Genomic DNA, 22,358 nt, shown 5'->3' with positions numbered 1-22,358 from the left:
TTCGAACGTGAGTACTCATCCCAATGTCCAGCTGGTGGCCGACGCCCTGGCGGCGGCCGGCGCCACCGGTGAGATCAAGATCCTCGACGACGCCGTACCGACCGCGGCCGCCGCGGCCGAGGAGCTCGGCTGCGAGGTCGGCGCGATCGCGAACAGCCTGATCTTCGACGGCGACGGCGCGCCCGTACTGATCCTGACCTCCGGCGCGCACCGGGTGGACACCGCGAAGGTCGCCGCCGAGCTCGGCATCGGCAAGCTCCGCCGCGCGACGCCGGAGTTCGTCAAGGAGCACACCGGCCAGGCGATCGGCGGGGTCGCACCGGTCGGGCACCCGCAGCAGGTCCGGACACTGGTCGACACCACCCTCGACCAGTACGCAGAGGTCTGGGCAGCCGCCGGCATCCCCCACTCGGTCTTCCCGACCTCGTACGCCGAACTGCTCAAGCTCACCAACGGCACGCCGATCACCGTCAACTAGCCGCAGCCAGCAGCCCCTCGACCGTCGAGCGGACAAAGCGCCGGGCCAGCAGCCCCCGCCGAACCCGCGCCACCGGATTGCGTCGCACCGCGGTGGCGGGAGCGCCGGCGCTGCGCGGAGCCGTGCCCGCCGGCGGTGCGGCGGAAGCCCCGTAGCGGCGGTTGTGGATATCCGCGACCACCGCTGTAGGCGCTCCAAGTGATGGCAGGAGCTCAAGCGCCTCGCGCTTGGTGATTAGCCGGCCGTCGGTCAGGGTGACGCCGGCGCGGGCGACGGTGATGAGGCCGAGGTCGACCCAGACGTCGGCCCACCACCTCTTCCACCGATGCGCGGCTGGGTACCAGAACGTCTCCAGGTCCTGCCGGATGAAGGCCATCAGCTCTTCATCAGTGGTTGCTGGCAGCAACGAAGATGGCGCGGGGCCGTAGATGCTCAGATCTCCCAGGAGTAACTCGCGCCGGGTCACTGCGGTTACTGGCCGCTCGAAGTACTCGCTGTGTGCCCAGGTCGGATGCTGCAGCGACGCGACATCCAACTGCGAGACAAGCATGTAGCTGCAGTGCAGTCCGCGAGCCAACGGATGCGCCGCCTCCAGCGAACGGTGAAGCGCCTCCAGTGCAGCAGAGTCAGAGATAGGCCCGTCGAGGACAGCGATCAGGTCTAGGTCGCTGACGCCGACCTGATAGTCGCCCAAGGCAAGCGATCCGTGCAGCCACAGGGCACGCAGCGGCACCACCGACGGCAGGGACGCGACGAAGCCGTCCAGCAAGCGCTGGACGGCTTCGTCGTAAGGCATGGTCAGTAGGCTAGCTTCAGGTCCACATCGGCCGCACGGACGTAGGCCATCCGGTGCCCGAACCAGATCTGGTAGTAGCGGTCCTTACCGAGCACCTGCACGTGATCCGTCGGCGGCTGCCCAGCGAACGTCGTGGCGCGGTAGTAGTCCGTCTCGATGTTCGCGTCGCCCACCGGGTAGGCCTGCCCAGCACTGATCGAGTACTGCAGCGGCGTGACGGCCTGGTAAGGAATACCGGCCGGGTAAGCGGCCTGCTCCGGGTATGCCCGCCCATACACCGGCACCGAAGCCTTACCCTCCTTGGGCTTCACTACCAGCCCCGGCTTGGCAAACGCGTCAGGCGCATTGCCAGGACTCTTGAACCAGGCCTTCGCACCCAGGTACCAGATGGCCACCCAGTCGCCCGAGCGCTCCGCCACCACGTACTGCGAACCAGCCGCCGCCCGACCACCGATATCCGACACCTGTGTCGTGGAGTCGGCACCACTCGGCCGGTTCCCGAGGTCCTTGACCAGCGGAGCCGCGTCGTCCGGCGCCTGGCGCAGGTACACGAAGTTGGTCCCCTGCGGCGCGCATGGCTGACCAACAGTGGTGCAGTCGGTCACAACCTGCTGGTTGGAGGCGAAGCCCGGCTTGATGGTGACAGTGGTGCCGGCCTTCACCGGGAAGACGCTGTGCCCGTAGATCGGCGCACCGAGCAGGTCGAAGTAGTGCTCCCAGTCCCAGTACGGTCCCGGATCCCAGTGCATGCCCGCAACCGTCGACGGCACCGTGCCAGGCACCTGGTCGTGGCCGATGATGTGGGCCCGGTCGAGCGGGATGTTGTTCTGCTTGGCCAGGTACTTCACCAGCTTGGCCGAGTTGCGGTAGAGCGCCTCGGTGTACCAGGTCGCGCCCTGGGCGGCGAAGCCCTCGTGCTCGATCCCGATGCTGTGCATGTTCACGTACCAGTTGCCCGCGTGCCAGGCGACGTCGTTGGCGTTCACGTGCTGCCAGACGTGCCCGTCGGACGAGCGCATCGTGTACTGCCACGACACGTACGTCGGGTCCTGGACCAGGTTCAGCGTGCCCTGCCAGCCACCCTCGGTGTCGTGGATGACGATGTAGTCGATCTTGCCCGTCTTCGGCCGGTTCGCCAGGTCATGGTTGCCGTAGTCACCAGCACCCGGCCCGTACTGCGAGTACGGCGCCGGCAGCGACTCGCAAGCCAGCTGCTTGGGGCACTGGGTCTCACCAGCACTAGCAGCCGCCTTGGCCAGCGGAAGAGCCGTCTTGGCCAGCTGCGCCTTGTCCGGCGTGACCTTGAGCGCCGGCATGACCAGTTGCTGGCCGGTGTTCGTAGTACGGGCTGCACCGCGGGCCAGGATCGCGTAGACGTCATCGGCGAAGCCGGCGGCGCTAGTGCGGTCCGATGCGCCGGCATAGGTGCTCACAGCCCCATACCAAGAAGCGGCGGAGGTAGTTGCGCCTACAGGCAGCTTGAGCGAGCGCTGGTACGAGGCGAGCAGTGCTGCACCACCAGCGATGTTGGCGGCGGGGTCATTGCGCAGTGCAACGGGGTCGAGCCCCGTCAGGTTCGATGCGGTGTACAGCGTCCGCAGCGACTCCCCCTTGGCCAACTGCTCGCCGGTAGACCGCTCCATGAGCTCAGCCGGCGCCACGGCGGTCAGGTGCATCGGTCCGTACCCGCCGGACGTGCTCGCCTTGCCCTGGTGGTCGTCCCACCGGGTCTCGGCGTACGACACAGCCATCAGTACGGACTCCGGTACGCCGTACTGGGCCGAGGCGGACCGGAACGCCTCAGCTGCCGAGGCGAACGCAGGCCCCGGGGTGGCAGCGGTCGCAGCGGGTGGACCACCAGACGACACGCCGGTCATGCTGATGGGCAGCGCTACCACTGCCAGTGCGGCGAGAATCTTCGGACGACGACGCATGTTCTGTTCTCCCTGACCCTGATGGGACTACGGTCACTCAGACCGGCAACCCGTTCACTCTGGGTCGCGCGGGACCGGATGTCAACGGTTAACCATTTTTGAGGTCAGAGCGTTCGATTCTGACGACAAGCGAGGGGCCATGGAAGCGTTGCCGTTGGCGTTCACGACCGGCTGGGCGAGCGGCATCAACGCCTACGCATGCGTGCTGATGCTCGGTCTGCTCGGCCGCTTCGCCGGTGTCGACGACGTGCCGCACGCGCTCACCACCAACGGGGTGCTGATCGCGGCCGGCGCCCTGTTCGCCTTCGAGTTCGTCGCCGACAAGATCCCGTACATCGACTCGGCCTGGGACGGGATCTCCACCCTGATCCGGCCGACTGTCGGCGCCATCATCGCCGCCCTGCTGGCCGGTCAGGCGAGCAGCCTGCACCAGGCCTTCATCGCGACCACCGGCGGCGTGGTCGCGCTGCTGTCCCACGCGGTGAAGTCGAGCCTTCGGCTGGCGATCAACACCTCCCCCGAGCCGGTCACCAACATCGCCGCCTCGTCCGGTGAGGACGTCGCCGTCGCCGGCGTCGTCTCGCTCGCCGCGTTCCACCCGACCGCCGCCCTGATCATCGCCGCGATCCTGCTGGTGATCGGGTTGATCTCCGTGTACTTCGCGTTCCGCGCGATCCGCCGGGGACTCGCCAGGTTCCGCGCCTGGCGGGAGAGAAACAGCAATCCAGCAACTGGGAGCAGTGCAGTCTGATGGCCCGCGTGATCGTCATCGGGGCCGGCCTAGCCGGTCTCGCCACCGCCGTACGGCTGGCCAAGCTCGGCCACCAAGTCACCGTCTGCGAGAAGGACGACCGACTAGGGGGCGCTCTGGGCCGGGTAGAGGCCGACGGGTTCAGCTGGGACGCAGGAGCCGCCAGTACTACGCTCCCGGCCGCCCTGCGCGACCTGTTCCGCAAGAGCGGCCGTCCGATCGAGAGCCTGGTCCAACTGGAGCCCGTCACCGAGCCGCGTCGCCACCTGTTCAGCGACGGCTCAGTGCTCGACCTGCCGGTGGGCGATCGGGCGCTGCAGTCAGATGCCTGGGCACACCTCGCCGACGACAAGACGGCGAAGCAGTGGACCGACCTGGTCGACAAGTACGGCGAAACCTGGCAGATCCTGCGCAAGTCCTCGCTGGAGCCGCCGCTGATGGACAAGCTGCCGCTGGCCGCGATCCGCAGCCTCAAGCCGTGGCAGTCGCTGGAGCGCACGGCCCAGCGCGGCCTCGACGACGAGCGCGCTCGCGCGGTGCTGCGCTACTACGCGATCCAGCACGGCTCTGACCCGAAGCTCACGCCGGGCTACGTCGGGGTGTGGTCCTACCTGGAGCGCACCTTCGGTCGCTGGACCATCGACGGCGGTTTCGGCGTACTGGCTGATGCCCTCGCGCAGCGGGCGAGCGAACGCAAGATCGACATCCACACCAACGTAGAGGTCGTCGGAGTCGACACTGACCATGGTCAGGTGACCGGTGTCCGACTGGCGGACGGCAAGACGCTCCCTGCCGAGGTAGTGGTCAGCGACATCGACCCGCGTGACCTCTACGGCCAACTGGTCGACGACCCGCAGGCCAAGAAGGTCCGCCGCAAGGTGCTGTCCACCCACCAGGCCCAGGCCGCGTACGTCATCCACCTGGGTCTCAAGGACCCGGTACCGTTCCTGCCCTTCGAGACCGTTCTGCACGGCAAGCCGACGGTAGTGGTCCGCACCGGCGGCCAGGCGCCGGCAGGACATCAGGCCTGGTCTGTACTGGTCCACGGCTACCCCACAGACGACGTACTGGACCTTCTGGTCGCCAGGGGGCTCCACATCCGGGACAAGGTCGTCTCCCGGCAGACCTCCCCGTCCTGGTGGGCCGGAGTGGCCTGGGAGGGCTACAAGACGGCCCGGCGACGGGCAGCCAACACCTCTCCGATCAAGGGCCTCTACTGCGTCGGCGCAGGCGCCCACCCAGGCGTCGGAGTGCCCGCTACCACGCTCGGCGCGGCGATCGTTGCGGACGCCGTCGGCAAGGCTTGATCGCGGCGCATTAAGATTGACCGTTCATGTGTGCCGTGTCGGGGAGGTGTCCCGGCAGTAGAGAGGACCCCGGTGGATCAATCCCCCACGTCGACCGATCTCGAGAACGTCGAGCGAGCTGAGCTCGAGGCCGAGCAGCAGCACGTCGACCGGGTCTACGAGCGGGTCGCCGAAGCGGCCCGGTCAGCGTCCCGGATCGCGGTCGAAGGGCACCAGCGCGGTCAGGCCCAGAACGTCGGCCGGGTCCGCGACGAGGAGCAGACCGGCCTGTACGAGCGCGACGTACTGGTGTTCGCCGCCGCCCGCCGGATCGCTGAGCTGGACGCGGAGCACGAGGGCCTGGTGTTCGGCCGGCTCGACTCCGACCAGGGCGACGAGACAGAGCCGGCCGAGGCCGCAGCCGACCTGGAGAAGCTGTACGTGGGCCGTATCGGTGTCCGCGACGCGGAGTACGAGCCGCTGGTCATCGACTGGCGTGCCCCGGCCGCCGAGCCGTTCTACCGCGCCACCGCCACCGACCGGCTGAAGGTCGTCCGCCGCCGCGTACTGCGCAACAAGGGCCCCCGCATCGCCGGGCTCGAGGACGACCTACTGGCGCCCGGACGCTCCCCGGCAGACCTGCCCGTACTGGGCGAGGGCGCCCTGATGGCATCCCTGTCGCGTGCCCGTGGTCACACAATGCGTGACATCGTCGCCACCATCCAGGCTGAGCAGGACGAAGCGATCCGGGCCCCTGCCCGCGGCGTCACCGTCATCGGCGGCGGCCCTGGCACCGGCAAGACGGTCGTAGCGCTCCACCGAGCCGCCTACCTCCTGTACTCCGACCGCAGGCGGTTCGAACGCGGCGGCGTCCTGGTGGTCGGCCCGTCCGCCGCCTTCATGGCCTACATCGAGCGGGTACTCCCCAGCCTCGGCGAGAACACCGTCTCGCTCAGGGCGGTCGGCGAGCTCGTAGACGGCGTACGCGCGACCGCTGTCGACGACGCGGACGTGGCAGCCATCAAGGGCTCCCTGCGGATGACTGGTCTGCTCTCCCGGGCAGCACGCGACCGAGTGCTCGATGCGCCCACTACCCTGCGCGTGTTCGTCAACGGCGCGACCGTCGAGCTGGATGCGAACCAGCTCGACAACGTCCGCCGCAACGCCCTGCGCCGCACCCCGCGCAACAAGGCCGGCTCGGAAGCCCGCAAGGGCCTGGTAGCTGCCCTGTGGCAGCGGTTCCCCGATGACCTGCGCAACGGCGTGTACGCCGACCGCGAGTCGTTCGGCGACATCGTCACCGACCTGCCCGCATACAAGCAGTTCTTCTCGGCCTGGTGGCCGGTGCTCACCCCCGGCACTGTGCTGCGCTGGCTCGGCGACGCCCGGCGAGCGCAGCGCTGGTCGCGGGGCGACTTCACCACGACTGAGATCGACCAGCTGTCGGCGGCGATTCGGAGTACGGGCGAATTCACCATCGCGGACGTGGCACTGCTGGATGAGCTGAGCAACCTGCTCGGCCGGCCGCCAGTGGTCGAGGCCGGCAAGGATGAGGAGTTCGACTGGCTCGAAGGGCTGTCGGACGGCGTCAACGAAGTACTGACGACCTCTGAGCGGCGTCAGCGGGCAATCGCGGCCGCTGAGGCCGAGGAGCCGGATGAGTACGCGCACGTGCTGGTGGACGAGGCACAGGATCTCTCCCCCATGCAGTGGCGCATGGTGACGCGTCGCGGACCCCAGGCGAGCTGGACGATCGTCGGCGACCCAGCGCAGAGCTCCTGGCCAGACCCGGCCGAGGCACGCGCAGCGATGGACTCGATGCTGTCGCACCTACAGCGGCACACGTTCCGGCTCTCGACGAACTACCGGAACTCGGCGGAGATCTATGCCTTCGCAGGCGAGGTCATCCGGCAGCAGATCCCGGATGCCGACCTGCCCAACGCAGTGCGGCAGACCGGCGTGGACCCCGAGCACCGGATCTTCGACGCGGGCAAGGTCGCCGAGGCGGCCGCTGACGCCGCCGGTGAGCTGCTGGCACTCGTCGAGGGCACGGTCGGCGTCATCGTTCCGCCGGTACTACGCCCCGCCATCGACTCGGTGCTCGCGGACCTGGGCGACTCCCGCGTCGTCGCACTCAGCCCGCTGGACTCCAAGGGCCTCGAGTACGACGCAGTGGTCGTGGTCGAGCCGGACCGGATCGTCAGCGACACGCTGGGCGGCGTACGGGCTCTGTACGTCGTTCTGACTCGGGCGACCCAGCGCATGATTACCATCAACAGCACTACCCACTGGTTGCCCGCCCGCGCCTCCTGAGAAGGAAGTAGAGCGGCGCTTTGACTAAGAACCACCTGACGCGCGGTGCGGCACTCGTTGTCGCAACCGCGCTGCTCAGCGCTCCCCTGGTCACTGCCAGTGCGGCAACCCCGAAGCTGAAGTGGGGTGCGTGCCCGGACTCCGCGGGCGCACCCCGCGGCGTGTACTGCGCCAAGCTGCTGGTCCCGCTGGACTACAGCAATCCCACTGGTCGGCAGATCACCCTGACGCTGTCGGCCAACGGCTCACTGAGCTCGCCACACTTCATGCTGGTGAACCCGGGCGGCCCCGGCGCCTCGGGGATCGGCACCGAGAAGCTGGTCTCCGCGGCGCTCCCCCAGGCAGTGGCCGACCAGTACTCCGTGTTCAGCTTCGACCCGCGTGGTGTTGGCGCCAGTACGCCGGTCGACTGCGGTGACCTGACCAAGCTGAGCCCTCATCCGGCCCTGCCCTACAAGCCCGCCAACGCCAAGCAGGAGCAGCAGCGCGTCGCCCTGGCCAAGAAGGTGGCAGACCAGTGCGGAGCCAAGGCCAAGTGGCTGCTGCCGTACATCACCACCGAGAACGCCGCCCGGGACATGGACCGGATCCGGATCGCGCTCGGCAAGCAGAAGATCGACTACCTCGGCTACAGCTACGGCACCAAGCTCGGGGCGACCTACGCGACGATGTTCCCGCAGCACGTGGGCCGGTTCATCCTGGATAGCGTGGTCGACCCACTGGTCAGCACCTACCAGTCAGGCTTCGAGCAGAACGTGGCACTCGAGCAGCGCACCCAGCAGATGTTCAGCTGGGTAGCGGCCAACGACAAGACCTACCACCTCGGCAAGACCGGACAGGCGGTCGCCAAAACCTGGGAGCGGATCCGGGCAGGGCTGGCGGCCAAGCCGGTCAGTGGCAAGGTCGGCAAGCCTGAGCTCGACGACATGCTCGCCTCGAGCATGTACACCGAGGACTCGTGGCCGACGCTGCTTGAGGCCGTCACCGACTACCTCAAGGGCAACCCGGAAGGACTGCTCAGCGCAGCTGACCAACTGGCTCTGGGGGTCGACCCGGCGCAGCTCGCCTACAACTGCAACGACAAGGGCTGGCCACGCACCTGGTCCCGCTGGCACCGCGACACTGTGCGCTCGGATCGCCTGGCACCCCACTATGCGTGGCTGAACACCTGGTACAGCGCCCCCTGCGCGTTCTGGCCCGTCGGTCCCGCGAAGGCCGAGCGGATCGGCTCGAGCAAGGTCCCGCCGATCCTGCTGCTCCAGGGCCGGTACGACGGCCCGACGCCGCTGGTCGGTGCGCAGCGGATGCAACTCGTGCTGCCCGGATCACGGCTGCTCGTCGATGCCGGTGGCAACCATGCGTCGTACCTGTTCACAGACAACCCGTGTACCGACATACCGGCGGCGAAGTACTGGCTGACCGGCAAGCTGCCGGCCAACGGCAACTGCCCGGCCTCTAGGCCGGCTGCCTAACCGCGTGGGATGACGTAGTCGACCAGGTCTGCATCATCCGCGCCCAGGTCGGCCCAGCGGCTCGTGGTGTGCAGGACTGTCAGACCTGAGGTCGGGTACTTCTGGGTGAGCTCGACGCGGTTCGGGCTGGTGCCGTCCAGCGCCAGCTCGTCCGCGAGCCACGGGATGCCCGGGGCGTGGCCCACGACGACCACCGTCCGGACCTCGGCCGGGACGTCGTAGATGACCTGCAGCAACTCCTCGGTGCCGGCGCTGTAGATCCGCCGGTCGTACCAGACGTCGGTCGCCACTGCGCCGGCCTCGGCGGCGTACTGCCAGGTCTCCCTGGTACGGATCGACGGCGAGCACAGGACCAGCTCAGCTTCGATGCCTTGGGCAACCAAGTAGCGGCCGGCCGCGGCGGCGTCGGCCCGGCCGCGATCGGCGAGGGGCCGCTCCAGGTCGGGCATCGACTCGGGCGGCACCGCCTTCGCGTGCCGGAGCAGTACCAGGGTGCGGTCGATCAGGAGATCCGACGGGTCAGCCATCCGGCCAGGATAGGGCGTCTAGACGACCGCTGGCTGTAGGTTGCGGAATACCTGACGGGTCGCCGTCGAGCGGTTCAGGGTGATGAAGTGGATGCCTGGTGCGCCGCCGGCGAGCAGCGCGTCGGACAGTTCGCTCGCGATCTCGATACCGACAGCCCGGACCGCGGCCGGGTCGTCGGAGACCGCATGCAGCCGATCCGTCACCACTGACGGCAGCGCCATGCCGGTCAGCAAGGCCATCCGCTCGATCTGCTTGATGTTCGTCACCGGCATGATGCCCGGCAGGATCGGGATGTCGCAGCCCAGCGCCGAGGCCCGCTCGACCAGCCGGAAGTAGTCGTCCGCGCCGAAGAACATCTGGGTGATCGCATAGTCGGCGCCGGCCGCCGCCTTCGCCGCGAGCACGCGGGCATCGGTCTCGAAGTCCGCCGCCTCCGGATGCTTGTCGGGGAACGCCGCCACCCCTACGCAGAAGTCGCCCAGCTCGCGAACCAGCTCGACCAGCTCGATCGCGTGGTTCAGCCCCTCGGGATGCGCGACCCACGGCTGCGACGGGCCACCCGGCGGGTCGCCGCGCAGAGCGAGCACATTGCGGACGCCGGCCCCGGCATACGCGCCGACAACCGAGCGCAGCTCGTCCCGCGAGTGCGAAACGCAGGTCAAGTGGCCGAGCGGAGTGAGCGAGGTGTCCTGGGCGACCCGCTCGGTGACCCGGATCGTGCCGTCACGAGTGGTGCCGCCGGCGCCGTACGTGATCGAGACGAAGGTCGGCCGCAGCTGCTCGATCTCGCGGATCGAGTGCCACAGCACCTCCTCCGCCTCGGGGGTCTTGGGCGGGAAGAACTCGAAGGAGAAGGATGGCTGGTCGCCCGACAGCAGCTCGCGGATCGTCGGCGTACTGCCCGGGAGGGTGGACGGGAGACCGGTTGCCATGAGGCCAAGGCTACCCGGGGCATGGGGCTCCGTGCGCGGACCGACTACCCTCCGAGACGTGTATGCCGACGCAGACATCCCGACCGAGATCCAGCACGCTCTGACCGCCTTCCTGGACATCCAGCAGGTGCGGCTCGCCGCGATCGGACCGGAACTCCAGGAGCAGGTCCAGGCCGCCCGCGACGCGACCAGCGGCGGTAAACGGCTGCGACCGTCCTTCTGCTACTGGGGATTCCGGGCAGCGGGCGGCGACCCGAAGCAGCCGATCCTGAAGGCGGCGGCCAGTCTGGAGATGCTGCACGTCAGCGCGCTCGTGCACGACGACGTGATGGACTCCTCCGACGTACGCCGGGGAGCACCGGCCGCCCATCGTCGCTTCGAGGCGCTGCAGCGGGCCCGGTCGGAGAAGACCGGCAACGGCGGCGACCCGGTCGGCTTCGGGATCGGCGCGGCCATCCTGCTCGGCGACCTCTGCCTGATCTGGGCCGACGAGATGCTGCACACGTCGGGCTTCGACGCTGCTGCGTTGGCGGCTGCTTCCAAGTTCTTCGACGCGGTCCGGGTGGAAGTGACGGCCGGGCAGTACCTCGACCTGGTCGCCCAGGCGTCGGGTGAGGCCGACATGGACCGGGCCCTCCGCGTACTGCGGTACAAGGCGGCCACCTATACGGTCGAGCGGCCGCTGCACATCGGCGCGGCCCTCGGTGGGGGCGGACAAGACCTGATCGATGCGCTGTCGGCGTACGGGCTGCCGTTGGGTGAGGCGTTCCAGCTGCGGGACGACCTGCTGGGGGTCTTCGGGGATCCGGCACTGACCGGGAAGCCGGCCGGGGACGATCTACGCGAGGGGAAGCGGACGGTGCTCACGGCGTACGCGGTCGAGCATGCGTCGGAGGTGCAGCTGAACGAGTTCAACCGGCTGTTCGGGCGGGCCGATCTGGACGACGACGAGATCCAGTTGCTGCGCGAGATCCTGCAGGACAGCCGCGCGGTGCAGGCTTGCGAGGACCTGATCACCGATCGCACCGAGGACGCCCTCGACGCGCTCGACCGCGCCCCGATCGACGACGAGACCTCCCGCAAGGCACTCGCCGACCTGGCCATCGCCGCCACCGCCCGCCATGTCTGAGCTGTCAGGCCTTCGCTAGCAACGCCACCACCCGCAGCAGGTCGGCAGTCACCTCCGGTTCGCCGAGGATGATCAGCTTGAGGCTGCTGCGGTCCTCGTCGTACGCCGATTCGACCCGCAGCCGCCCGAGCCCGCCCTGGCTGACCGCCGCACCCAGATGCGTGCTGATCCGGTCGGCGCCGGCCCGGTCGATCGCGTCGACCTGCACGATGCTCGACACCTCGACCCGCCGCTCGCTCGCGCCACCGTCGTCGACGGCCGGGATCCCCGTGAACGCCTCGAGATCCTCCCGGCTGATCCGGTACTGCTTCCCGATCCGGACCGCGTTCAGCTTGCCGTCCCGGACGTAGCTGCGCACCGTCCGCACGTGCAGCCCCAACTGCTCCGCCACCTGCTCCACCGAAAACAACACGCTAGATCCCTATCACATGCCTTAGAATTCCCTATAGATCACATTTAAGGGAAGGATACGGTACTTTGCGGACCTATCGCGCGACCACCATGATCGGGAGCGAGCAGGACGCGGTCGATGCCATCGCGGACGCGCACTACTGGCATCAGGCCGAGTGGCTGGTCGTACCGGTCGAACTGCTGCCGCCGGAGTTCTTCCAGTTGAGCAGCGGGGTGGCGGGCGCGATCGTGCAGAAGTTCGTCACCTACCGGATGGGCCTGGTCGTGCTCGGCGACGTGTCGGCGCACGAAGCGGCCAGCAAGCCGTTCCGGGACTGGGTGCGGGAGGCGAACCGCGGGCGGCAGCTGAAGTTCGTACCGGACCAGGCGGCGCTAGATTGCCTGCATGACGTGGCCGCAGGCACCTGAGCTAGCCCGGCCGCGGGTGCTCCGGCAGCGGTGGCTCGACCTGTCGTTCATCCACTGGGCAGTAGAGCCGGCCAGGGTGGCCCAGTACTTCCCGGCGGGCACCAGGCCTGACACGTTCGAGGGACGGACGTACGTCGGCCTGGTGCCCTTCCGGATGGTCATGTTCCGGTCCTTCCTGGAGACCAACGTCCGCCTGTACTCCGTAGACACCAGCGGCCGTCGAGGCGTGGTGTTCCTCAGCCTCGACACCAACTGGCTTCCCCTGGTGGCCGGATCGCGCAGCACCCTCGGTATCCCCTACCGCTGGGCACGCATGGAGCACCATGCAGCGGACGGGCGCCACACCTACAGCTCGACGCTCCGCTGGCCGCGCATCAACGCCAGCAGCACGATCGAGACACAGGTAGGCGAGCAACTAGAGCCTGGGCCACTGGAGCACTTCCTGACCGCCCGCTGGGGTCTACACCTCAGCAGGGCCGGCCGTACGTGGTACATGCCCAACGAGCACCCGCCCTGGGTCCTGCACCGAGCGGAGCTCCACCGGTTTGAGGACAGGGGTCTGCTCGCCTCCGTCGGACTAGGCGAGCTCAGCAGTCGCCCGCCAGACCATGTGGCCTTCAGTACCGGAGTACCGGCCCGGTTCGGCTTGCCTAGAGGACCGGTATCTCGGTGACCAGGTCCGGTACGTCGTCGGCCTCGCGGAGCAGCACCCGCAGCTGACCCGACTCGTTGGCGTCCTCGGCGAAGATCTGGAGCGCCACGTCGACCGTGTCGTGGTCGTGGTCGAGCAGGTCGCGCCAGCCGTCCCAGAGCACGACCTCCGGCTCCCCTGTCGACCTGTCGCTCAGTGAGTCGGCCAGTGCGTCCCAGTTGCGCCCGAACCAGCGCGGTAGGTCGAAGGCGGTCGCACAGACGTCCAGGAAGCCGGTCTTGTCGTTCACGCTCGTCGTGTCGAGCAGCACGAAGTTCCAGCCGGCCGCGGTGACGCTGCGGCGTACCTCGTCGTGGGTGAGCTTGGAGTGCCACCGGTAGACGCCCGGGCGCAAGCCGTCGCTCAACAGCGTGCGCAGCTCAGTCATCCGTCCTCCTGGATCCGGCGGAACGACTTGTAGTGGTCGTCAGTGTAGTAACGCTCGTCGCTGTTACCGGTGATGATCCGACGAGCGCCGCGATCCTTCTCGCCGGGGGTCTTCACGGTGTACTCGTGGTAGTAACCCTTGTTCTGCTTCGGCAGGAGCTTCTCGAAGTTGCTGAAGACGACCCCGTCGCGGCTGTAGGGGTACGGCCCGCCTTTGTCGATCAGCGCAAGCGTCTGCTGGGCCTCCTTCGGCAGGTCGGCCGAAGACACGAACATCAGGCCGCTGACCGGGTCCTTACCCGGCTTCTCCTTGGTCGCGGTGTCCGACGAGCTACAGCCGAACAGCGACGCGGCCAGAGTGATCACCAGCATCGCGACGACCACCGCGGCGATGATCCGCGCAGTCCTCGGGTTGTTGATCATCCGGCACTCCGGAGCCGCCGACTGAACTCCCCTGCCGCCTCAGCCGGGTCATCGGCTTCAGTGATCGCCCGGACGACGACCACCCGCGTCGCCCCCGCCTCGACGACCTCGTCCAGCCTGTCGAGATCAATCCCGCCGATGGCGAACCATGGCTTGGCGGACTGACGACTGGCGGCGTACGAGACCAACTCGAGCCCAGCGGCCGCACGACCGGGCTTGGTCGGCGTCGCCCAGGTCGGGCCGACACAGAAGTAGTCCGAGCCGTGCTCATCGACAGCGGCGTTCACCTGGCTGAAGGTGTGGGTGGAGCGGCCTATGACCGGCTCCATCCCCGTGATGGCACGCGCCGCCCGGACCGGCAGATCCCGCTGGCCGAGATGCAGGATGTCGGCGCCAGCGGCGAAGGCGATGTCGGCGCGGTCGTTGACGGCGAGCAGCTTGCCGTGCCGCTTGCAGGCGTCCGCGAACACCTCCAGGTGCGCCAGCTCGTCTGCTGCTTCCAGGTCCTTCTGCCGCAGTTGCACGATGTCGACGCCACCACCCAGCGCGGCGTCCAGGAACTGCTCGAGGTCGCCCTGCTTCTCCCGGGCGTCCGTGCACAGGTAGAGGTGGGCGTCGGCCAGCCGGTCACGCAGCCCGGCGTCTGCGGTGTGCTCAGTCACAGGGTCAGCCTGCCATGTGTATACAGACGTAGTCTTGGCGGCATGGCTGAGCGAACCTGCGATGTCGTCATCATCGGCGCGGGGCTGATCGGCCTCGCGACTGCCTGGCGACTCGCTGTAGACGGTATCCAGGTGACGGTATGTGACCCGACACCCGGCAGCCAGACCTCTTCGGTCGCCGCCGGCATGCTCGCCCCGGTCACCGAGGTCGAGTACGGCGAGGACGAACTGCTCGCCCTCAACCTGGCCAGCATCGCCGCGTGGCCCGCCTTCGCTGCAGAGCTGGAGACCTTGACCGGCGAGCCTGCCGGCCTGCATCGCACCGGGACTCTCTCGGTGGCGTACGACGTCGACGACGCGGCAGCGATCCGCAGGCTGGCCGAGTACCAGCGGCGACTCGGCCTGGAGGTCGAGGAGCTCACCGGCCGAGAGGCCCGCAAACGCGAGCCGCTCCTGGCCGCTGGAGTCACCGCCGGCGTTTGGGTTCCCGGCGACCACTCCGTCGACAACCGCCAAGCCGTCTCCACCCTGCTCCGAGCAGCCGAGCTAACCGGCGTCCAACTGGTCCGCCAACGCGTCAACCGAGTCCTGATCACCGGTACTACGGCAGTCGGTGTCGAGCTAGAGGACGGGTCGGCCATCCACGCCGGCCAGGTCATCGCAGCAGCCGGCCCCTGGTCGTCCCAGTTGGACGGCATCCCGGCCGAACTCCGCATCCCCGTCCGGCCGCTCAAGGGCGAGATCCTGCGTCTACGGGTGCCCCCGGCGTACCGGCCTGCTCTCAGCCACACAGTGCGGGCCACTGCTCGCGGGTTCGCCGTCTACCTCGTACCGCGGCCCGGCGGCGAGCTGGTTGTCGGGGCGACCACCTCCGAGCTCGGCTACGACACCCGGGTGCTCGCTGGTGGGGTGTTCGCGCTTCTGCGGGATGCGCGGATGATTCTGCCCCTGGTGGATGAGCTGGAGCTCGTGGAGGCGGTGGCCGGATTGCGGCCGGCTACACCCGACAACGCCCCGATCCTGGGGCCGTCCGGCGTCGACGGCCTGCTGTGGGCGACCGGGCACTACCGCAACGGAGTACTGCTGACTCCGATTACCGCACAGATCATCGCCGAGACGGTCCATACCGGCGTCCTCCCGCCGTTGGCGAGACCGTTCCAAGCGACCCGCTTCACCGAAGTTAAGGTGACGCCATGAACGTGCTCGTCAACGGTAGTGCCGAGGAGATCAGCGCTGGGACCACGGTTGCCGAAGTGGTTGAGCGGTGGGCGCGTAGCCCGGTCGGTGTGGCGGTGGCGGTGAACGAGGCTGTGGTGACCCGGACAGAGTGGCCCGGGACGACGCTGGCCGAAGGCGACCGGGTGGAGATTCTCACCGCGGTCCAGGGCGGTTGAGGAGGAAGCATGAGTGACGACACCCTGGTGATCGCGGGTCGTGAGTTCACGTCGCGGCTGGTGATGGGTACCGGCGGGGCGCCGAGTCTCGAAGTACTGGAGGAGGCGCTGGTCGCGTCCGGTACTCAGCTGACGACGGTGGCGCTGCGGCGGCTCGACCCGAGCCAGCAGGGGTCTGTCCTCGATGTGCTCCGCAAGCACGACATCGCAGTACTGCCCAACACTGCTGGGTGTTTCACTGCGGGCGAGGCCGTGCTCACTGCGCGGCTGGCGCGGGAGGCCTTGCAGACGGACCTGATCAAGCTCGAGGTCGTCGCGGACGATCACACCCTGCTGCCTGACCCGGTGGAGCTGCTGGATGCGGCTGAGACCTTGGCAGCCGACGGGTTCTCCGTGCTCGCCTACACCAACGACGACCCGATCCTGGCCCGGCGGCTGGAGCAGGTCGGGTGCGTGGCGGTGATGCCGCTCGGCTCCCCCATCGGTTCGGGGCTGGGGATTCGGAACCCGCACAACATCAGCATGATCGTCGAGGCGGCCAAGGTGCCGATCGTGCTCGACGCTGGCATCGGGACGGCGAGTGACGCGACCCTGGCGATGGAGCTGGGCTGCGACGCCGTACTGCTCGCTACCGCCGTGACCCGGGCCGAGCGACCCGCCCTGATGGCTGCCGCGATGCGCGACGCCGTGACGGCTGGGCGGGGCGCCTTGCTGGCGGGGCGGATCCCGCGCCGCTACCACTCCGCGCAGGCCTCGTCACCGTTGGATGGCCGGGCGTCACTTTAGGTGCCTTCGGCACCAGTTGCTGGCGGCAAACATTCATTTGTGAACCACAATCATGTAGTTCAGCCTTGAATTGTTACCTTTTCATCACAGCCGTAACAAACGACCCATGCGCACCTGTTGTCACATCTGTACCACCACTTACCGTCAAGGGACATTCACACGGGGAGATGGAAAGATGGGCAACACGTGGCGAAAAGTCCTGCGGGTAACGACTGGTTTCGCGGTCCCGCTGCTCGCGGCCGGCGTGATCACGGCCGGCTCGCCCGGCTTCGGGCAGTACAAGGTGAAGCACGGTGACACACTCAGCCAGATCGCGGCGACGTACGGGACCAACGTCCGGACCCTGGTCGCGCTGAACAACCTGCCCGGCAACGGCAACGCGATCTACGCCGGCGAGGTGCTCCAGCTGCCGGGCAAGGCGCCCAAGCAGAGCCCGGTGAAGAAGAAGTCCCTGGCCGGCGGCCGGGTTCCGTACGTCGTGAAGGCCGGCGACACGATCGGCAAGCTGGCCAAACGCTTCCGCTGCTCGCAGGCCAACCTCCTGGCCGCGAACGGGCTTCGCGCTACCGACCACATCTACATCGGCAAGCAGATCCTGATCCCGGTCAAGATCGTCGCCAAGCCGGTCGCCCAGAAGAAGCCTGTCGCTCGGAAGAAGACCAAGAACAACACCTTCGCGGGCCGTACCTACGCCGACCACATCGTCTCGGCCGCGGACGCCAACCGCGCCGCCCTGAGCAAGCGCAAGCTGCCGACCCGGGCCCAGATGCGGACGATGATCATCCACACGGCCAAGCGGTACCACGTCGACCCCGAGCTGGCGCTGGCGATCTCCTGGCAGGAGTCCGGCTGGAAGCAGCGGGTCGTCTCCCCCGCCAACGCGATCGGCACGATGCAGGTGATCCCGTCGACCGGCAAGTTCGCCTCCAGCTTCGTCGGCCGCCGGCTCGACCTGCTCAAGCCGCAGGACAACGTCACCGCCGGGGTCGTCCTGCTCAATCGTTTGACCTCCGCGGCGAAGCTCGACATCGCGGTGGCCGGCTACTACCAGGGCCTCGGCGGCGTCCGGCGGAACGGGATGTACCCGGACACGAAGCAGTACGTGAAGAGCGTTCTACGCCTGAAAACACAGTTCGAGAAGGGCTGGAACCCGCTCCGGTAGGGCGGGCGTGTCAGGGTAGCTAGCTGCAGTCGCGAGGAGGTGCCGTGCCGAGTGCCGCGCAGCACGCAGCTAGTTACCCTGACACGCCCTACGCGGCGCGGCGGTGGAGGCGCGACCTTGCGGCTTATTTACACTCTCAGGGCAGACAGCTTTGAGAGGCGGCTCACCGCAAGTGACGGAAGACGTAGGCACCCAGCTGGGCGACCGCCTTGTCGGGCGAGTGCTCGACGGGCGGTACCGCGTGGGTTCGCGGGTCGCCAAGGGTGGCATGGCGACCGTCTACGAGGCCCTCGACATGCGGCTCGACCGGATCATCGCGCTCAAGGTGATGCACCTCGGGATGGGCGACGACGCCGAGTTCGGCCGCCGGTTCGTCGCCGAGGCCCGGGCCGCCGCCAAGCTCTCGCACCCGAACGTGGTCGCCGTCTTCGACCAGGGCACCGACGACGACACGCTGTTCCTCGCGATGGAGTACGTGCCCGGCCGCACGCTGCGTGACGTGATCCGCCAGCAGTCGCCGCTGCCGCCCGCGCGGGCGCTGGACCTGCTCGCCCCGGTGCTGTCCGCTCTCTCGGCCGCCCACGACGCGGGCATCGTGCACCGCGACATCAAGCCCGAGAACGTGCTCATCTCCAACGACGGCACCGTCAAGGTCGCCGACTTCGGCCTCGCCCGCGCGGTCACCACGACCGGCAACACCGCGACGCAGGGCCTGTTGATGGGCACAGTCTCGTACCTGGCCCCCGAACTCGTCACCGACGGCCGCGCCGACGCACGCTCCGACGTCTACTCGTCCGGGATCCTCCTGTACGAGTTGCTGACCGGCAGCAAGCCCCACACCGGCGATACGCCCATCCAGGTCGCGTACGCGCACGTCCACGCCGATGTACCGCCGCCATCGCAACTCGTACCGGGCATCCCGCCGTACGTCGATGCGCTGGTGCAGCGGGCCACTGCGCGCGATCGCGATCTCCGGCCGGCCGACGCGCGGGTCTTCAGCCGTCAGGTCCACCGGGTCCGCAGCGCGATCGAGGAAGGGCTGCCGGACGATCCCGAGCTGACCGGCGACCTGACTGTGCCGATTCAGCAGATGCGGCAGGACAACGAGTACGACGATGGGTACTCGCGTGGGAACGCGTACGTCGAGCAGGTGGAGCAGCCGCCGCGGAACGACACCATCGTCGTACCGTACGAGCCTGCTCAGTCCTTGCTGCGACCGGCTGGGGCGACGCGGCAGGCCTCGGGTTCTGGTGGATCCGGTGGGCCTTCCGGCACGGTTGCTCGGCGGCCGGAGCGGCGGGGGCGGGGGTTCATCGCGCTTATCGGCGTACTGGCCCTGGCGATCGGGATCGGGACGGCGGCGTGGTTCTACGGCGTACACCGCTACACCTCGACGCCCGACCTGCTGAGGATCACGGCGGCCGATGCGAAGACGAAGGCGAGCGAGTCCGGGCTGACGACCAAGCTGGCCAACCAGGACTACTCGGAGGACGTGGCGAAGGGCGAGGTCATGGCGACCAACCCCGAGCCCGGCTCGCGCATTCGCAAGGAGGGCGAGATCGAACTCACCGTCTCCAAGGGACCTGAGCGCTACCGCGTACCGCAACTCAAGGGTCTCGACGAGGAGGCGGCCCGACGTGCGCTGGAGTCGATCAAGCTGAACGTCGGCCAGGTCAGCCAGGCCTACAGCGAGACCGTCCCGACCGGCCGGGTGATCATCTTCTCGCCCAGATTCGACTCGGTGATGAAACCCGGCGACTCGGTCAACCTCGCGATCAGCAAGGGCAAGAAGCCGATCGCGGTCCCGAACCTCACCGGCAAACCGGTCCGCGAGGCAACCCGGACCCTCAAGAAGGCCGGCTTCACCGTCACCCGCACCGACCAGTTCGACGAGCAGATCCCTGAGGGTCAGGTCATCTCGCAGACCCCCAACAGCGGCACCCTGTTCGCCAAGGACAAGGTCACCCTGGTCGTCTCGAAGGGCCCGGCGCTGCGAAAGGTCCCCAACGTCCGCAGCAAGAAACTGGCCGACGCCCAACAAATCCTCACCGAAGCCGGCTTCCTCGTAAAGGTCGAAAAAGCCCCCTTCAACCTCGGCCTCAACCTGGTAGCCGGCCAATCCCCCGCCGCCAACCAACTGGCCAAACCCGGCACCACAGTCACCGTCACAGTCTTGTAAGACCCCCACCAGACCAGGCGGCGTACTCAAGAACAGGTAGTAGTCCGCCCAACCCGCCATCGCGAGCACTCCCTGAGCGTCACCTCGCCCGGTCCCAGCGCACTACTGCCTGTTGCTATGCACGGTTCCTACAGGTTGATGACCAGAGGTTTGGAGGAGGGCGCGGAGGAAGCGACGATCGATGAACGTCAGTACTCAAGACCGTTGCGTTATGCAACGAGATAGCCTCGGGATGACTTGGATTGGAGTCCATCTTGAGCCTCGTTCACCGCGAGTTGAGCGTCAACGGTCTGACCATGCACGTCGCCGAGCAGGGTGAAGGGCCCTTGGTTCTGTTGCTGCACGGGTTCCCGGATAGTTGGTACGCCTGGCGGCACGTGATCCAGCCGCTGGCCGATGCCGGGTACCGGGTCGTCGCGCCCGATCAGCGCGGGTACGGCGGTACCGACGCGCCAACTGACGTCACCGACTACTCCATCCTTCACCTGGTCGGTGACGTCGTCGCTCTCGTCCACGCGCTCGGCGAGGAGAGTGCCGCGGTGGTCGGCCATGACTGGGGCGCCCCGGTCGCCTGGCACACCGCGCTGCTGCGACCGGATCTGGTGCGTGGCGTCGCGGGGTTGTCGGTACCTCCCACGCAGCGCGGCCCAGTACCGACTCTCGCCTCCGTGCGTGAACACTTCGGCCCGGATTTCTACCAGCTCTACTTCCAAGAGCCCGGTACCGCCGACGCCGAACTCAACGCCGACCTCCACACCAGCTTCCTCCGGGTGATGGGCGGCCTCGCCTCCCCGATCACCGGCAACGGCTTCCTCGCCAGCACCCGCGAGGTCGACGAACTGCCGTCGTGGCTGACCGAGGACGACATCGACCAGTACGCACAGCAGTACAAGCGGAACGGATTCACGGGACCGCTGAACTGGTACCGGAACATGGACCGCAACTGGGCCCTCACCACACCCTGGCAGGACGCGCAGATCACCCCGCCTGCCCTCTTCATCGCCGGCGGCGACGACGTGGTCCGTACCTTCTACCCGCCGGACTTCATCGAGCAACTCCCCCAGATCGTCCCCGACCTCCGCGGCGTGCTCGACCTACCAGGCTGCGGCCACTGGATCCCCGAGGAACGCCCCTCTGAAGTCACCCAAGCGCTCCTCACCTTCCTGGCCGACCTCTAGTCACCACCGTTCGTCGGGGTCAGCTCTCGGAGGACGCGGCGTTGGGCGTCGAAGTCGGTGAACTCCGCGTTGTGCAGGGATCGCAGTACCTGGTCGAGCTCTAGCCAGTACTGCTCCTTCTCGGGCCAGGTCAGAGGCAGTACGGCGACCCGCGCCCGGGCACAACGCAACTCGAGGCGGAACCGCAGTACCGCGTGCTCTCCGTCGTACGCCGGTACGTCGGACAGACTCGCCGCAGCCGTCAACTCCGCGAGCAGTGCAGCATGCGCCTCGCTCGCCAGTGTCTGGTCGGCGTCCCGATCGCGCGCAGCCGCGACGAGGTCCGCGAATTGCTGTAGAGCCAGCGCCACCAAGGCGATCACGCCGGTCTTGATCGCCTCGTTCATCACCGGATCCCCGACCGCCAACGCACCGAGCGGTGTTGCCGCGATCGCAATCCCGATCAGCAGCGTGAACCGAAGGATCACGCCGATCAGCCGGTCGAGCAGCGAGTGATCCACCCCGATCTGGACCTGCTGCAGTTGATCCCGCAGATCCTCGATCCCCTGCAACACCGCGGCGCGGTCATCGGGCCCGATCCCACCGACCTCGACCAGGCGGGGCAGCAGTTCGTCCACCGCCTCCGCCGAGACCCCGAGGAACTCAGCAACCTCGCCGAGCGGCAACTCGGCCAACTCAGCCGCCGTCACGAGCTGCGGTACGGCCTTCCGGAACTTGCGGCGTGACCGTTTCCCGCCGCTGTCCCGCACATGCTTCGCCGCCTGAAGCAGCATCAGATCAAGATCCGTCACCACATCCCGGAGCGCCGCCGCCGCGGTATTCGGCCGTCCAGCGGCCCTAGCCACCGCCCGCCGCTCCTCGCTACTGAGCAACCGGCTCAATCCAGGCGGCCCAGCCTGGGTAACCGCGCCCTGCCGCCGCTCCTGCACGTCGGAGTCCCCACCAGGCACCCCAGCGGGTGTGTCCACCCCCTCCCCACCCTGAGCCGAAGCAACCTTGAACCACTCCGGACGATTCGACCCAGCCTGAGAAAAGCTCATAACCCAAGCCTAGGCCGC

At 68.0% G+C, this 22,358-nt stretch carries 23 protein-coding genes; 14 read left to right on the top strand and 9 right to left on the bottom strand.

The window, feature by feature from the left end:
* Positions 1–7 precede the first annotated feature (7 nt).
* The gene (locus tag AB0M15_RS14095) at positions 8–478 is read left to right on the top strand and encodes a YbaK/EbsC family protein (RefSeq protein ID WP_363817641.1); all 471 of its coding nucleotides are present in this window, start codon (positions 8–10) and stop codon (positions 476–478) included.
* Here AB0M15_RS14095 and AB0M15_RS14090 read toward each other — a convergent pair.
* Together AB0M15_RS14090 and AB0M15_RS14085 are read right to left on the bottom strand one after the other, a co-directional pair.
* Positions 471–1,274, bottom strand: coding sequence for a hypothetical protein (locus AB0M15_RS14090; protein WP_363817639.1), 804 nt, complete (start codon positions 1,272–1,274; stop codon positions 471–473). The two genes, AB0M15_RS14095 and AB0M15_RS14090, sit on opposite strands and share 8 nt — an antisense overlap.
* A gap of 2 nt (positions 1,275–1,276) precedes the next feature.
* Positions 1,277–3,208: an N-acetylmuramoyl-L-alanine amidase gene (locus AB0M15_RS14085; protein ID WP_363817637.1), complete on the bottom strand. Its 1,932-nt coding sequence runs from the start codon at positions 3,206–3,208 to the stop codon at positions 1,277–1,279.
* 139 nt (positions 3,209–3,347) lie between these two features.
* Here AB0M15_RS14085 and AB0M15_RS14080 point away from each other — a divergent pair, with 139 nt between their 5' ends.
* The 4 genes from AB0M15_RS14080 to AB0M15_RS14065 all read left to right on the top strand — a co-directional run bounded on the left by AB0M15_RS14080 (position 3,348) and on the right by AB0M15_RS14065 (position 9,030).
* Complete coding sequence (locus tag AB0M15_RS14080; RefSeq protein ID WP_363817634.1) at positions 3,348–3,959, top strand: DUF4126 domain-containing protein; 612 nt, start codon at positions 3,348–3,350, stop codon at positions 3,957–3,959.
* Positions 3,959–5,266, top strand: a complete 1,308-nt coding sequence (locus tag AB0M15_RS14075) for an FAD-dependent oxidoreductase (protein WP_363817631.1) — start codon at positions 3,959–3,961, stop codon at positions 5,264–5,266. The genes AB0M15_RS14080 and AB0M15_RS14075 overlap by 1 nt, the downstream gene beginning before the upstream one ends.
* A gap of 72 nt (positions 5,267–5,338) precedes the next feature.
* On the top strand, positions 5,339–7,558 hold the full coding sequence (locus AB0M15_RS14070; RefSeq protein ID WP_363817628.1) for a UvrD-helicase domain-containing protein: 2,220 nt from the start codon (positions 5,339–5,341) through the stop codon (positions 7,556–7,558).
* Positions 7,559–7,578: 20 nt separating this feature from the next.
* Positions 7,579–9,030, top strand: coding sequence for an alpha/beta hydrolase (locus AB0M15_RS14065; protein WP_363817626.1), 1,452 nt, complete (start codon positions 7,579–7,581; stop codon positions 9,028–9,030).
* Here the strand turns inward: AB0M15_RS14065 and AB0M15_RS14060 are convergent.
* Together AB0M15_RS14060 and metF are read right to left on the bottom strand one after the other, a co-directional pair.
* A complete protein-coding gene (locus AB0M15_RS14060) occupies positions 9,027–9,557 on the bottom strand; it encodes a histidine phosphatase family protein (protein ID WP_344838295.1) in 531 nt (176 codons plus the stop codon). The genes AB0M15_RS14065 and AB0M15_RS14060 overlap by 4 nt on opposite strands.
* Before the next feature lie 18 nt (positions 9,558–9,575).
* Positions 9,576–10,490 carry a methylenetetrahydrofolate reductase [NAD(P)H] gene (metF, locus tag AB0M15_RS14055; protein ID WP_363817623.1) on the bottom strand — a complete coding sequence of 305 codons (915 nt, stop codon included), beginning with the start codon at positions 10,488–10,490 and terminating at the stop codon, positions 9,576–9,578.
* Positions 10,491–10,548: 58 nt separating this feature from the next.
* On the opposite strand from metF, the gene AB0M15_RS14050 reads away from it, so the two are divergent.
* Complete coding sequence (locus AB0M15_RS14050; protein WP_363817620.1) at positions 10,549–11,619, top strand: polyprenyl synthetase family protein; 1,071 nt, start codon at positions 10,549–10,551, stop codon at positions 11,617–11,619.
* A gap of 4 nt (positions 11,620–11,623) precedes the next feature.
* On the opposite strand, the gene AB0M15_RS14045 is transcribed toward AB0M15_RS14050, so the two are convergent.
* Positions 11,624–12,031 carry a helix-turn-helix domain-containing protein gene (locus tag AB0M15_RS14045; protein WP_363817618.1) on the bottom strand — a complete coding sequence of 136 codons (408 nt, stop codon included), beginning with the start codon at positions 12,029–12,031 and terminating at the stop codon, positions 11,624–11,626.
* Positions 12,032–12,096: 65 nt separating this feature from the next.
* Here AB0M15_RS14045 and AB0M15_RS14040 point away from each other — a divergent pair, with 65 nt between their 5' ends.
* Positions 12,097–12,438: a DUF4180 domain-containing protein gene (locus AB0M15_RS14040; RefSeq protein WP_363817615.1), complete on the top strand. Its 342-nt coding sequence runs from the start codon at positions 12,097–12,099 to the stop codon at positions 12,436–12,438.
* On the top strand, positions 12,416–13,111 hold the full coding sequence (locus AB0M15_RS14035) for a DUF2071 domain-containing protein (RefSeq protein ID WP_363817612.1): 696 nt from the start codon (positions 12,416–12,418) through the stop codon (positions 13,109–13,111). The genes AB0M15_RS14040 and AB0M15_RS14035 overlap by 23 nt, the downstream gene beginning before the upstream one ends.
* On the opposite strand, the gene AB0M15_RS14030 is transcribed toward AB0M15_RS14035, so the two are convergent.
* From AB0M15_RS14030 to thiE, 3 genes are read right to left on the bottom strand one after another with little or no spacing between them, the layout of a single operon-like run.
* A complete protein-coding gene (locus tag AB0M15_RS14030; RefSeq protein ID WP_363817609.1) occupies positions 13,089–13,517 on the bottom strand; it encodes a barstar family protein in 429 nt (142 codons plus the stop codon). The two genes, AB0M15_RS14035 and AB0M15_RS14030, sit on opposite strands and share 23 nt — an antisense overlap.
* Positions 13,514–13,939 carry a ribonuclease gene (locus AB0M15_RS14025; protein WP_363817606.1) on the bottom strand — a complete coding sequence of 142 codons (426 nt, stop codon included), beginning with the start codon at positions 13,937–13,939 and terminating at the stop codon, positions 13,514–13,516. Before AB0M15_RS14025 ends, AB0M15_RS14030 begins: the two co-directional genes overlap by 4 nt.
* On the bottom strand, positions 13,936–14,601 hold the full coding sequence (gene thiE / locus AB0M15_RS14020; protein WP_363817603.1) for a thiamine phosphate synthase: 666 nt from the start codon (positions 14,599–14,601) through the stop codon (positions 13,936–13,938). The genes AB0M15_RS14025 and thiE overlap by 4 nt, the downstream gene beginning before the upstream one ends.
* 42 nt (positions 14,602–14,643) lie before the next feature.
* On the opposite strand from thiE, the gene thiO reads away from it, so the two are divergent.
* The 6 genes from thiO (at position 14,644) to AB0M15_RS13990 (ending at position 21,300) form a co-directional block, all read left to right on the top strand.
* Positions 14,644–15,798: a glycine oxidase ThiO gene (gene thiO / locus AB0M15_RS14015; protein WP_363817600.1), complete on the top strand. Its 1,155-nt coding sequence runs from the start codon at positions 14,644–14,646 to the stop codon at positions 15,796–15,798.
* Complete coding sequence (thiS, locus tag AB0M15_RS14010; RefSeq protein WP_363817597.1) at positions 15,795–15,995, top strand: sulfur carrier protein ThiS; 201 nt, start codon at positions 15,795–15,797, stop codon at positions 15,993–15,995. The genes thiO and thiS overlap by 4 nt, the downstream gene beginning before the upstream one ends.
* Before the next feature lie 9 nt (positions 15,996–16,004).
* Positions 16,005–16,781, top strand: coding sequence for a thiazole synthase (locus AB0M15_RS14005; RefSeq protein ID WP_343968566.1), 777 nt, complete (start codon positions 16,005–16,007; stop codon positions 16,779–16,781).
* A 175-nt stretch (positions 16,782–16,956) separates the two neighbouring features.
* On the top strand, positions 16,957–17,943 hold the full coding sequence (locus tag AB0M15_RS14000; RefSeq protein ID WP_363817593.1) for a LysM peptidoglycan-binding domain-containing protein: 987 nt from the start codon (positions 16,957–16,959) through the stop codon (positions 17,941–17,943).
* A gap of 172 nt (positions 17,944–18,115) precedes the next feature.
* Positions 18,116–20,122 (top strand): Stk1 family PASTA domain-containing Ser/Thr kinase, encoded by a 2,007-nt coding sequence (gene pknB / locus AB0M15_RS13995; RefSeq protein ID WP_363817590.1) that lies wholly within the window; start codon positions 18,116–18,118, stop codon positions 20,120–20,122.
* A 254-nt stretch (positions 20,123–20,376) separates the two neighbouring features.
* Positions 20,377–21,300, top strand: coding sequence for an alpha/beta hydrolase (locus AB0M15_RS13990; RefSeq protein ID WP_363817587.1), 924 nt, complete (start codon positions 20,377–20,379; stop codon positions 21,298–21,300).
* On the opposite strand, the gene AB0M15_RS13985 is transcribed toward AB0M15_RS13990, so the two are convergent.
* Positions 21,297–22,340, bottom strand: coding sequence for a hypothetical protein (locus tag AB0M15_RS13985; RefSeq protein WP_363817584.1), 1,044 nt, complete (start codon positions 22,338–22,340; stop codon positions 21,297–21,299). The two genes, AB0M15_RS13990 and AB0M15_RS13985, sit on opposite strands and share 4 nt — an antisense overlap.
* Positions 22,341–22,358: the final 18 nt, after the last annotated feature.

The sequence above is a fragment of the Kribbella sp. NPDC051718 genome (assembly GCF_040681515.1).
Taxonomy (GTDB): Bacteria; Actinomycetota; Actinomycetes; order Propionibacteriales; family Kribbellaceae; genus Kribbella.
The sequence above is the reverse complement of the archived record's forward strand: the minus strand, read 5'-3'. Positions and strand labels throughout refer to the sequence as shown.

Bases quoted from the DNA above. Each gene is read 5' to 3' on its own strand.
- AB0M15_RS14035 (WP_363817612.1), top strand. From the start codon at position 12,416: ATGACGTGGCCGCAGGCACCTGAGCTAGCCCGGCCGCGGGTGCTCCGG.
- AB0M15_RS14085 (WP_363817637.1), bottom strand. From the start codon at position 3,208: ATGCGTCGTCGTCCGAAGATTCTCGCCGCACTGGCAGTGGTAGCGCTG.
- AB0M15_RS14060 (WP_344838295.1), bottom strand. From the start codon at position 9,557: ATGGCTGACCCGTCGGATCTCCTGATCGACCGCACCCTGGTACTGCTC.
- AB0M15_RS14000 (WP_363817593.1), top strand. From the start codon at position 16,957: ATGGGCAACACGTGGCGAAAAGTCCTGCGGGTAACGACTGGTTTCGCG.
- AB0M15_RS13985 (WP_363817584.1), bottom strand. From the start codon at position 22,340: ATGAGCTTTTCTCAGGCTGGGTCGAATCGTCCGGAGTGGTTCAAGGTT.
- AB0M15_RS14075 (WP_363817631.1), top strand. From the start codon at position 3,959: ATGGCCCGCGTGATCGTCATCGGGGCCGGCCTAGCCGGTCTCGCCACC.
- AB0M15_RS14080 (WP_363817634.1), top strand. From the start codon at position 3,348: ATGGAAGCGTTGCCGTTGGCGTTCACGACCGGCTGGGCGAGCGGCATC.
- AB0M15_RS14090 (WP_363817639.1), bottom strand. From the start codon at position 1,274: ATGCCTTACGACGAAGCCGTCCAGCGCTTGCTGGACGGCTTCGTCGCG.
- thiS (WP_363817597.1), top strand. From the start codon at position 15,795: ATGAACGTGCTCGTCAACGGTAGTGCCGAGGAGATCAGCGCTGGGACC.
- AB0M15_RS14025 (WP_363817606.1), bottom strand. From the start codon at position 13,939: ATGATCAACAACCCGAGGACTGCGCGGATCATCGCCGCGGTGGTCGTC.
- metF (WP_363817623.1), bottom strand. From the start codon at position 10,490: ATGGCAACCGGTCTCCCGTCCACCCTCCCGGGCAGTACGCCGACGATC.
- AB0M15_RS14030 (WP_363817609.1), bottom strand. From the start codon at position 13,517: ATGACTGAGCTGCGCACGCTGTTGAGCGACGGCTTGCGCCCGGGCGTC.
- thiO (WP_363817600.1), top strand. From the start codon at position 14,644: ATGGCTGAGCGAACCTGCGATGTCGTCATCATCGGCGCGGGGCTGATC.
- AB0M15_RS14005 (WP_343968566.1), top strand. From the start codon at position 16,005: ATGAGTGACGACACCCTGGTGATCGCGGGTCGTGAGTTCACGTCGCGG.